The organism is Paraburkholderia sp. RCC_158 (assembly GCF_041355255.1).
GTDB classification, from domain to species: domain Bacteria; phylum Pseudomonadota; class Gammaproteobacteria; order Burkholderiales; family Burkholderiaceae; genus Paraburkholderia; species Paraburkholderia graminis.
Genome location: NZ_JBFUPM010000017.1, coordinates 115,594 through 125,762, shown reverse-complemented (window position 1 = coordinate 125,762; position 10,169 = coordinate 115,594). Strand labels below are relative to the sequence as shown.

Sequence of the window (10,169 nt, the reverse complement as noted above, 5' to 3'; positions counted from 1 at the left end):
GCTTCACTTCGTTCGCTGTGGTCAACTCACGATGGGACTTGCACCCACAAGATTGCGCCCATGCTGGGCGCACAAAACAAAAGCCCGCCTGAGCAAAAACTCAGACGGGCTTTTTTAGCATGCAGCCGGATCATCAACCGCCCGGCGCGGCGCGGCACCTCAGTGCGCGCCCATTCCTTCGAGCACTTCGTCGTGCGTCTGACGCTCTTCCAGATACTCCGAGCGATAGCCGCTATTCACGCCCCAGTAATAGAAGACGAGCGAGAACGCGATCACGACCAGCATGTCCCAGCCGTACGGCAGAACGCCACGACCGCCGAACTCCTTGCTGCCGATCAGCGACAGGATCGCCATCACCGGCAAATAGGCGACCAGCCACCACGCCGCCTTCAGGTCGCGGCCCCAGCCGCCGAAGCCCGACTTCGCCTGGAAGTAGAAGTACACCGGCAGCGCGACGACCATCAGCAGAATGATTTCGCCCGTCAGCGGCCACTTCGCCCAGTACAGGATCAGCGACGCGCATACGAACGCGAACGGCGCGATCACCTGCATGCCGGGGATGTGCAGCGGGCGCTCGAGGTCCGTCGCCGCGCGGCGCAGCGCCATCAGGCTGATCGGGCCGGTCAGGTACGAGATCACGGTCGCAACCGAAATCACCGCCGCGAGGGAGCTCCATCCGCGGAAAAAGAACAGGAAGATGAACGAGACCAGCAGGTTGAACCACATCGCCGGACGCGGCACGCCGTAGAACGGATGCACGCTGCCGAAAATCTTCGGCATCGTGTTGTTGCGCTCCATCGCGTAGATCATGCGCGTGGTGGTCGCCATGTAGGTCGTGCCGGTGCCGCTCGGGCTGACGAAGGCGTCGACGTACAGCAGAATCGCGAGCCAGTTCAGATTCAGTGCGATCGCCAGTTCCGCGAACGGCGAAGCGAAATTGAAGTGGCTCCAGCCCTTCATCACGTCGGTCGGGCTGACCGCGCCGATATACGCGACCTGCAGCAACACGTAAATGACGAGCGCGAGCAGGATCGAGCCGATCACTGCGAACGGCACGCTTTTGGCCGGATTGCGCGCTTCACCCGCCAGGTTGATCGGGCTTTGGAAACCGTTGAATGCGAACACGATGCCGCTTGTCGCGACCGCCGTCAGCACCGCCGACCAGCCATACGGCGCAAACGTGCTCACTTCGCCGAAGTTTTCCTTGTGGAAGCCCGTCAGCATCAGTCCGAGGATGGTCGCGCCCGGAATCAGAAACTTGAAGATCGTGATGGCCGAGTTGGCGCGCGCGAACAGCTTCACGCCCCAGTAGTTCAGCAGGAAATAGATAACTACGAGGACCGCCGAGAGTAGCAGCCCGGTCGTAGTCAACGAGCCATCGACGAATAACGCATGCGCCCACGGATACGGCCACGTGCTCATGTATTGAATGGATGCTTCGGCCTCGATCGGAATCACCGAAACAATGGCGATCCAGTTGGCCCACGCGCTGATGAAACCCACCAGCGCGCCGTGCGAATAGCGCGCGTAACGCACCATGCCGCCCGATTCCGGGAACATCGCGCCGAGCTCGGCGTAGGTCAGCGCGATCGCGAGAATCACGACAGCGCCGATGATCCACGCGCAGATCGACGCCGGGCCCGCGATTTTCGCGGCCTTCCACGCGCCGAACAGCCAGCCCGAGCCGATGATCGAACCCAGGCCGGTCAGCATGAGTGCGAAGGGCCCGATGTTCCGTTGTATAGAACTTTTCACGTCTTCTCCTGTTTCAGAACCACGTCGGCACCCCATGAATCGCGCTTATGACGCAGAAAACGGGTGACGCGCATGTATGCGCGACGGTTATCCCAATGGTGCAACCGGCGCGGGCGCGTAGTTTAACGGTTGCACCCGGCGCCTGCAGTGAAACTAAGGGTTCTCCCTAGCAAAAAATCCACCCGCTCCGCAAGCTTTGTAAGCAACTTTTCGGGGCGGTATCGCGAATTTTTGTAAAGTTGGGGGCCGAGTGTTGACCTTCTCTCGAAATCGCCGTATAACGTTCGGGCAGGATTTCAAGCGGCGAGTGAATTGGTCTTTCGTAGTTCGCCCATCAACGGTACTCCGGTTGGTCCCATTACCCCCTTCCTTGATTTTCATGCACTCAACGGGCTTCGGCCTTATTCACCATCTTTAGGAACAAGTAATATGGAAACCGGTACCGTCAAGTGGTTCAATGACGCAAAGGGCTTTGGCTTCATCACCCCGGACGGCGGCGGCGAAGATCTGTTCGCGCATTTCTCGGAAATCCGCACGGAAGGCTTCAAGACGCTGCAAGAAAACCAAAAGGTTACGTTTGAAGTGAAGACGGGCCCGAAGGGCAAGCAAGCAGCTAACATCAAGCCGGTGTAAGCGCTACGCTGCTTCCTTCTGGACGCAAAAAAACCCCGCCTCGGCGGGGTTTTTTATTGCGCCGGCAATTCGCCGAGTTCGCGCGCGGCGATTATCTTCGCAATATAAAGCGGCGGTTCGCAGTTACGCGAACACGCGCCGCGCGTGAATGCCGAGTCCCGTTGCGACACTCGCGAGACGGTCGCCGAATACCGCTTCCGCATCGGGGAATGCCGCCGCCAACGCGCCGGATAGAAACGCGAGGCCGGTCGAGCCGCCCGTGAAGTAAATCGCGCTCACGTCGCGAATCGACACGCCGGCGGTCTGCACGGTGTCGCGCGCCGCCGCCACGATGCGGCGCGTTTCGTCCTCTCCCGCTTCGATGAGTTGCGCCTCGTCGAATGCAAGACGCAGATCGTCTTCCACTTCGTCGAGATCGATCACCGTCTCACCGCCCGCGGCGACGCCGATTTTCGCCTCTTCCGCATGCGCCGCCAGCGCGTGACCGAGGCGCCGCTCGACCACGCGCATCAGACGATCATGGTGTTTAACTTCCGTGAACAGGTGCCGCATGAGCGCCAGTTCGCTGACGCGCTTCGGTGCATAAACGGTATTGATCAGGTGCCACGTCGCCAGATCGAAATAGACGCGGTTCGGAAGTTCGCGGCCTTCGGGGTCCAGCGACTGATAGCCGAGCTCGCGCAGAATCGTCGCCAGTTCGACGCGGCGATCGAAGTCCGTGCCCGCGACGTGCACGCCGTGATGGGCCAGCACGTCGTCCTTGCGCTCGACGCGGTTCATCCGCTCGGGTCCGACGCGCACCAGTGAAAAGTCCGACGTACCGCCGCCGATGTCGGCCACCAGCACCAGCCCTTCCTGCGTGAGGCGCGATTCGTAGTCGAATGCGGCCGCGATCGGCTCATACTGGAAGTGAATGTCGCGCAGGCCCACCGCGCGTGCCGCCGCTTCGAGCTGCTTTTGCGCCATCTGATCGGCGCGCGGATCGTCGTCGACGAAGAACACCGGGCGGCCCAGCACCGCGCGCTCGATCGGCGCGCCCGTGGCTTTCTCCGCCGAGCGCTTCAGATGGTCGAGGAAGATCGCGATGATATCGGTGTACTTGATTGCCGTGCCGTCGCCGAGATCGGTCGAATGGTCGGCAAGCGGCGAGCCGAGGATGCTTTTCATCGAGCGCATCAGCCGGCCGTCGAAACCGTCGATGTACGCCGCGAGCGCCGCGCGTCCGAACTCGCGGGTGTCTTCGTCGGTATTGAAGAACACCGACGTAGGCAGCGTCGTATAGGCGCCTTCGACGGCTGCGAGCCTGAGCGCCGCGCCGTCAGGAACGGCTACGGCGGAGTTGGAAGTACCGAAGTCAATCGCGCAATAGTTCATGGCAGGAATGGCCGCTCACGGCTGGCGCGCACAGGTAGGAGCGGCTTTGTATCACGAAAGCCGGATCAGCATCAACTTGCCAAAAGCGCGAAGGCGCGCAACAGGGCGCCGAAGCCGCGGAATAGAAGTTGCTGCATAGGCCTGTTCGAGCCGCCGCATTTCAACGATTCAGGAGACCACCAGCAATGAGCGCGCCGCCTGCCGCCGACGTCCAGCGAAAAACCGCCGGGATCATCGAAACGGATTTGCCGTCCCGGCTCGACCGCCTGCCGTGGGGGCGCTTTCACACGTTGATCGTCGTCGCGCTGGGCGTGACGTGGCTTCTCGACGGACTCGAAGTGACGCTCGCCGGAGCGGTCGCGAGCGCGCTGAAGTCGAGCCCGTCGCTGCATTTCACCAACGCGGACGTGGGGCTCGCCGGCAGCGCCTACATTGCCGGCGCGGTGCTCGGCGCACTCGGCTTCGGCTGGCTCACGGACCGGCTTGGCCGGCGCAAGCTCTTCTTCATCACGCTCGCGGTCTATCTGACGGCGACTGCGGCGACCGCGGTGTCGTGGAATCTCGCCAGTTTCCTGCTGTTCCGCTTTCTGACGGGCGCGGGCATCGGCGGCGAATACACCGCGATCAATTCGACGATTCAGGAGTTCACGCCGCCTCGCGTGCGCGGTTGGATCGATCTCGCCATCAACGGCACGTTCTGGGTCGGCGCGGGTCTCGGCGCCGCCGGTTCGCTGATCCTGCTCGATCCGAGCCTGCTGCCGGGCGACTGGGGCTGGCGCGCGTGCTTTCTGATCGGCGCCGTGCTCGCATTAACCATCTTGCCGATGCGCATCTGGGTGCCCGAAAGCCCGCGCTGGCTGCTCACGCACGGCCACGAGCGCGATGCGCGCGCGATCGTCGAAGGAATCGAAACGCGTTTTCGCAGCGAAGGTCACGCGCTGGCCGCCGACGGCCTCACGCGCCTGCGTCTGCGTGCGCGCGGACACACGCCGCTGCGCGAGGTGTTCCACACGCTTTTCAATCTGCATCGACGGCGCGCGCTGGTCGGCCTTTCGCTGATGACCGCGCAGGCGTTCTTCTACAACGCGATTTTTTTCACCTACGCGCTGGTGCTGACGGACTTCTACGGCGTGCCGGGCGACCATATCGGCTGGTATCTGCTGCCCTTCGCGCTCGGCAATTTTCTCGGGCCGCTGATGCTCGGCCGGCTGTTCGACGTGATCGGGCGGCGCAAGATGATTGCGTCGACCTACGGCATTTCGGCGATTTTGCTGACGGTAAGCGGCTACCTGTTCCAGCAGCATGTGCTGACGGTCGTCACGCAAACGGCCTCGTGGATGGTGATTTTCTTCTTCGCGTCGGCTGCGGCGAGTTCGGCTTATCTCACCGTGAGCGAATCGTTTCCGCTGGAGATCCGCGCGCTCGCCATCGCCGTGTTTTACGCGTTCGGCACGGCGCTCGGCGGGATCGCCGGCCCGGCTTTCTTCGGACGGCTGATCGACACGCATCAGCGCAGCGAGGTGTTCTCAGGTTATCTGGTCGGCTCCGCGCTGATGCTCGCGGCCGCCGTGATCGCGGCGATCTGGGGCGTGGATGCGGAGCGCAAGTCTCTCGAGCATGTGGCCACGCCGCTTTCGAGCGTGACCGATGACGAGGCGGCTTAACGAAGTCGCTTTTACGCAGCCGATAAAAAAACGCGCGGTCGGCGCCGCGCGTTTCTTCCCGACGTATCCAGCAACGTAAGCTAGCTCAGAACGGCTTCTTCCAGCCGCCGCTGTAGGCGATTTCCGCAAGCGGCAAACGCTGGCGCACCGACTTCTCGCGTTCGCGCAGAACCGGGTCGAGCTTGTCGACCTCGCCGTAATGACCAAGCGAAATCATCGCGATCGGTTCGACGTCGTTCGGCAGATCGAAAGCGGTGCGGAACGCGTTCTGGTCGAAGCCGCTCATCTGATGCGCGGCGAGGCCGAGCGCATGCGCCTGCAGCACGAGCGCCATCGCGGCTGCGCCGGCGTCGTATTGCGCGCAGCGATTCACTTCGCCCTTGGCGGTGCGCGTTTGCGCGGTCACGGCGATCAGCACGGGCGCGGGCGCGTTCCAGCCCTGGTTGAACGGCACCAGCGTGGCGAACGCCTGCTTGAACGCCACTTCGTCGGCGCTGCGGTCGAACACGAGAAAACGCCAGGGCTGCGCGTTATACGACGAAGGCGCCCAGCGAGCCGCTTCGAGCACTGCGCGCAGATTGTCACGGCTCACCGGTTCGCTCGAATACGCGCGCGGGCTCCAGCGACCGGCAATCAACTCGTGAATGGCAACTTCGGTAGGGGCGGGTTTGTGGGTCATGCGCTTCTCTCAATAGAAATTCATGATCGCGGGCGGCTGCCCGAGGCCACATAGCATACCCAAGGTTCGACGCGCGCGCTGCCCGATGCACGCGGTTCTTTTTGCTTAGATGGCAAGACGCGGGTGCGCCGCAGCGCCGCCCGCGTTACTCCATGTGTGGCGTCAGATTGGCTGCGGCTCCGGCGCCTTGGCGGGCCGGTTGATCCGCAACACGATGACCGCGGCCACGAGACACAAACCGCCCGAAATCATCGACGCCACCGTGTACGTGCCGAGGCTCGCGCGCAGCATGCCCGCGCCGAGCGCCGCGAACGCCGCGCCGAGCTGATGCCCGGCCACGACCCAGCCGAACACCACGGGCGCCGCCTCCTTGCCGTAGACGTCCGTGGCGAGACGCACGGTCGGCGGCACGGTCGCGATCCAGTCGAGGCCGTAGAACACGGCGAAAAGCGGCAAACCGAAAAAGTCGATGCCAAAGGCGTGCGGCAGATACATCAGCGACAAGCCGCGCAGCCCGTAATACCAGAACAGCAGCACACGGCTATTGAAGCGGTCGGACAGCCAGCCGGAGAGCGTCGTGCCGAACAGATCGAAGATGCCCATCGCGGCCAGCAGCGACGCGCCCTGCACTTCGGTCATCCCGTAATCGCCGCACATCGCGATCAGGTGAGTGCCGACGTAACCGTTCGTGCTCGCGCCGCAAATGAAGAAGCTGAAGAACAGCAGCCAGAAATCGCGCGTCTTGCTCGCCATGGCGAGCGTGCCGAACGCGATCGCGAGCGGATTCTGCTTCGTGGCCGTAGCGGCCGCGGGTGCGTCGTGCGGCTCGCCGTAGGGACGCAGCGCGACATCCGACGGACGCTCCGGCAGCAAAAAGGCGACGAGCGGCAGCACGATCGCCGCAGCCGCCGCGACGACCCACACGACCTGGCGCCAGCCGTAATGCTCGGCGATGGCCGCGAGCATCGGCAGGAACACGAGTTGGCCGGTCGCCGAACTCGCCGTGAGAATACCCATCACGAGCCCGCGGTGCGTGGTGAACCAGCGCGTCACCACAGTCGCCGACAACGACAGCGCCGCCACACCCGTCGAGCCGCCGACCATCACGCCCCAGACGAGGATCATCTGCCACGGCTGGGTCATCAGCGAGGACAGCGCGACGCCCGCCGCCATCGTGCCAAGCGCGACCAGCAGTGTGGGACGCACGCCGAAGCGCTGCATGGCCGCCGCCGCGAACGGCCCCATCAACCCGTAAAGCGCGATGTTGACCGAGATCGCGAGCGAAATCGTCGCGCGGCTCCAGCCGAACTGATGCTCGAGCGGCACCATCATCACGCTCGGCGTGGCGCGCGTGCCGGCGGCCGCGAGCAACACCAGAAACACCACCGCGACCGTCAACCAGCCGTAGTGAAAACGCCTGCCTATCAGTCTTGCTGCCCAGTTCATCGGCTCTCCTGTCGCGCGGATTCGAGTTGCCCGCACGGGTCGTGTTCCTACTATTACGGTTTCCGTAAGGGACTTGTGACAGATCAGTCACAATCAGTGTTGCGATCTTAGTTACCGGTCGGTAACATGTCAAGGCGTCGATTGAATAAGGGGCCGTCCATGTCTGAAAGCCATACCTCCAAACGAGCCGGTTCGCGCGCTGCGTCTGCGACTGTGCCCGCCTCACGGCGCGTGCGCGCAACGCAGACGACCGGCCCCGAAGCGCAGCAGCATTTGCTGCGCGCCGCGGACGAACTGTTCTATCGCGAGGGCGTGCGGGCGGTCGGCGTCGATGCGGTCGTCGAGCGGGCCGGCGTGAACAAGATGAGTTTGTACCGCCAATTCTCGTCGAAAGACGAACTCGTGATGGCCTATCTCGAGCGCAAGGACGCGCAATTCTTCGGTTACGTGGAGAAGAGCTTCGCGAAACATCCCGGCGAGCCGGCGAAGCAGTTGCAGCAATATTTCGACGACCTCGCGGCGCGGGCGTCCCTCGATGACTATCGCGGCTGTCCGTTCGTGAACGTCGCCGTCGAGTTTTCCGATACCGAACACGCGGCCCGCCAGTTCGTGTTTCGGAACAAGGAGCGCCTGCTCGCGCGCCTGACGGAACTGGCGACGGCCGCCGGCGCGGACGATCCCGAGATGCTCGCGAACGCGCTCGCTTTGCTGATCGAGGGTGTGTATGCGGCGAGCCAGACGTATCGCGCGGGATCGGGCGCGGTGCTCGCCGCGCCGAAAGCGGCGGCGTTATTGATCGCGGCGGCTTGCGGTGCGAAGCCAGCGTCTTAGGCTTTGTTTGCTGGTCCGATTTCTTGCGGCAGTGGCGCAACGCAGACACACGCGCGCCCGTTAAAATGGCGCTTTGCCTCTCCCGCCGCTTGCCGCCTGCCATGCCGTTGCCCGCCGAATCGCACGATGCTGTCGTTGCCGCCACCCGTCACTGGCTGACTGAGGCCGTCATCGGGCTCAACTTGTGCCCGTTCGCCAAGGCCGTGCATGTGAAAGGGCAAATCCGCTACGCCGTGAGCGATGCGATAAGCCTGGAAGGCGTGCTGGCCGATCTGGAAAACGAACTGAACACGCTAGTCGCCGCGGACCCGGCGACCGTGGACACGACGCTGCTAATCCTGCCTCAAGCGCTAGGCGATTTTCTCGATTACAACGACGCGCTATTCTTCGCCGAAAGAATGCTGAAGCAGCTTCGGCTCGAAGGCATTATCCAGATTGCGAGTTTTCACCCGTTGTATCAGTTCGAAGGCGCCGATCCCGACGACATCGAGAATTACACGAATCGCGCGCCGTATCCGATTCTGCATTTACTCAGAGAAGACAGTATTGAGCGCGCGGTTCAGGCGTTTCCCGATGCCGAACAAATCTACGAGCGGAATCAGGAAACACTGCGGCGAATCGGATTGGCCGGCTGGAATAAATTGATGAAAATCTGATTCAGGCGGAAACGAAAAACCGCTCTTTCAGTTCCTCGATACCCAGTGTCTGCATCACTTCGCTGAGCCGCTCGGCCGGGCGCCGACGCGGCAAGTCCTTGAACTGGGCGATGATCAGTTCGTTTTTCATCGAATGCTCCCAGCCCACCAGTTCGGTTACGCTGACCTGATAACCGTGCGCCTCTAATTGCAGGCAGCGCAGCACGTTGGTAATCTGGCTGCCGAATTCGCGCGTATGCAACGGATGCCGCCAGATTTCCGTTAATGCGTGACCCAGCGATTTACTTTTGTTTTGACGTAAAACGCCCGCCACTTCGGCCTGGCAACACGGCACCACCACGATGTATTTAGCCTTCTTTTCGAGGGCGAAGCGAATGGCGTCGTCGGTTGCGGTATTGCACGCGTGAAGCGCCGTGACAATGTCGATTTGCGCCGGCAGTTTGTCCGACGTAATGGATTCCGCCACCGACAGATTCAAAAACGACATGCCCTTGAAGCCGAGCCGAGCCGCCAGTTCCTGCGAGCGGGTCACGAGTTCTTCGCGCGTTTCGATGCCGTAAATGTGCGACGCCCCACCCGCGGCATCCTGAAACTCCTTGAAGAACAGGTCATACAGGATAAAACCTAGATATGACTTGCCGGCGCCGTGGTCGACAAGCGTGACCGCGCCCTTCTGGTCCTTCACGTCCTTGAGCAGAGGCTCGATGAACTGGAACAGATGGTAGACCTGCTTCAGCTTGCGGCGGCTGTCCTGGTTCATTTTGCCGTCGCGCGTCAGGATATGCAGTTCCTTGAGCAGCTCGATGGACTGGTTGGGGCGGATTTCGTGGGTTTTGCTGGACATCGTGGGGGACCGTCGGCAAATGCAGCGTGAACGTGCGTCAGGTGACGGAAAAGAGCATAAGTTGCTGCCAGTTTACCCAAACGGCGGCCCTTTCACCGGCGAGCGTGCAAAAGTTGCAGGAAACGCTGCGTTCCTGGAACGCTTCCTGCTCTTTCCGGCGCGACCTGGGTCGTTTGGCGCCTGACGCGGATTCTCGCAGAACCGTTCAGCGCCGCCGTGGTCCCAGAGGCATAAGCCGTGGTGCCTATAACAACAAGCTGTCGGCCGTCGTCACGAACGCATGGCCC

Annotated in this window: 9 protein-coding genes; 4 read left to right on the top strand and 5 right to left on the bottom strand. The window is 62.4% G+C overall.

The features are described 5' to 3' along the window. Positions 1 to 159: 159 nt before the first annotated feature. Complete coding sequence (locus tag AB6809_RS26945; RefSeq protein WP_006052754.1) at positions 160 to 1,755, bottom strand: APC family permease; 1,596 nt, start codon at positions 1,753 to 1,755, stop codon at positions 160 to 162. A gap of 429 nt (positions 1,756 to 2,184) precedes the next feature. On the opposite strand from AB6809_RS26945, the gene AB6809_RS26940 reads away from it, so the two are divergent. Beyond that, positions 2,185 to 2,388, top strand: coding sequence for a cold-shock protein (locus AB6809_RS26940; protein ID WP_007180251.1), 204 nt, complete (start codon positions 2,185 to 2,187; stop codon positions 2,386 to 2,388). Between the two features lie 123 nt (positions 2,389 to 2,511). Here AB6809_RS26940 and AB6809_RS26935 read toward each other — a convergent pair whose 3' ends face one another. Continuing rightward, a complete protein-coding gene (locus tag AB6809_RS26935; protein WP_006052314.1) occupies positions 2,512 to 3,762 on the bottom strand; it encodes an Hsp70 family protein in 1,251 nt (416 codons plus the stop codon). Positions 3,763 to 3,947: 185 nt separating this feature from the next. Here AB6809_RS26935 and AB6809_RS26930 point away from each other — a divergent pair, with 185 nt between their 5' ends. Continuing rightward, entirely contained in the window at positions 3,948 to 5,426 is a 1,479-nt protein-coding gene (locus AB6809_RS26930) for an MFS transporter (RefSeq protein ID WP_371027534.1), read from the top strand. Positions 5,427 to 5,511: 85 nt separating this feature from the next. Here the strand turns inward: AB6809_RS26930 and AB6809_RS26925 are convergent, their stop codons facing one another. Together AB6809_RS26925 and AB6809_RS26920 are read right to left on the bottom strand one after the other, a co-directional pair. After that, positions 5,512 to 6,105, bottom strand: a complete 594-nt coding sequence (locus tag AB6809_RS26925) for a nitroreductase family protein (protein ID WP_006052312.1) — start codon at positions 6,103 to 6,105, stop codon at positions 5,512 to 5,514. Between the two features lie 162 nt (positions 6,106 to 6,267). Beyond that, positions 6,268 to 7,551 (bottom strand): MFS transporter, encoded by a 1,284-nt coding sequence (locus AB6809_RS26920; protein WP_029971293.1) that lies wholly within the window; start codon positions 7,549 to 7,551, stop codon positions 6,268 to 6,270. A gap of 159 nt (positions 7,552 to 7,710) precedes the next feature. Here AB6809_RS26920 and AB6809_RS26915 point away from each other — a divergent pair, with 159 nt between their 5' ends. Continuing rightward, on the top strand, positions 7,711 to 8,382 hold the full coding sequence (locus AB6809_RS26915) for a TetR/AcrR family transcriptional regulator (RefSeq protein WP_371027533.1): 672 nt from the start codon (positions 7,711 to 7,713) through the stop codon (positions 8,380 to 8,382). A gap of 101 nt (positions 8,383 to 8,483) precedes the next feature. Beyond that, positions 8,484 to 9,038 (top strand): DUF1415 domain-containing protein, encoded by a 555-nt coding sequence (locus AB6809_RS26910; protein ID WP_371027532.1) that lies wholly within the window; start codon positions 8,484 to 8,486, stop codon positions 9,036 to 9,038. A 1-nt stretch (position 9,039) separates the two neighbouring features. Here AB6809_RS26910 and AB6809_RS26905 read toward each other — a convergent pair whose 3' ends face one another. Then, complete coding sequence (locus AB6809_RS26905) at positions 9,040 to 9,882, bottom strand: SAM-dependent methyltransferase (protein WP_053858801.1); 843 nt, start codon at positions 9,880 to 9,882, stop codon at positions 9,040 to 9,042. Positions 9,883 to 10,169 lie beyond the last annotated feature (287 nt).

Excerpts from the sequence above, each read along its gene's own strand:
- AB6809_RS26940 (WP_007180251.1), top strand. The coding sequence starts at position 2,185 with ATGGAAACCGGTACCGTCAAGTGGTTCAATGACGCAAAGGGCTTTGGC.
- AB6809_RS26935 (WP_006052314.1), bottom strand. The coding sequence starts at position 3,762 with ATGAACTATTGCGCGATTGACTTCGGTACTTCCAACTCCGCCGTAGCC.
- AB6809_RS26930 (WP_371027534.1), top strand. The coding sequence starts at position 3,948 with ATGAGCGCGCCGCCTGCCGCCGACGTCCAGCGAAAAACCGCCGGGATC.
- AB6809_RS26925 (WP_006052312.1), bottom strand. The coding sequence starts at position 6,105 with ATGACCCACAAACCCGCCCCTACCGAAGTTGCCATTCACGAGTTGATT.
- AB6809_RS26920 (WP_029971293.1), bottom strand. The coding sequence starts at position 7,551 with ATGAACTGGGCAGCAAGACTGATAGGCAGGCGTTTTCACTACGGCTGG.
- AB6809_RS26915 (WP_371027533.1), top strand. The coding sequence starts at position 7,711 with ATGTCTGAAAGCCATACCTCCAAACGAGCCGGTTCGCGCGCTGCGTCT.
- AB6809_RS26910 (WP_371027532.1), top strand. The coding sequence starts at position 8,484 with ATGCCGTTGCCCGCCGAATCGCACGATGCTGTCGTTGCCGCCACCCGT.
- AB6809_RS26905 (WP_053858801.1), bottom strand. The coding sequence starts at position 9,882 with ATGTCCAGCAAAACCCACGAAATCCGCCCCAACCAGTCCATCGAGCTG.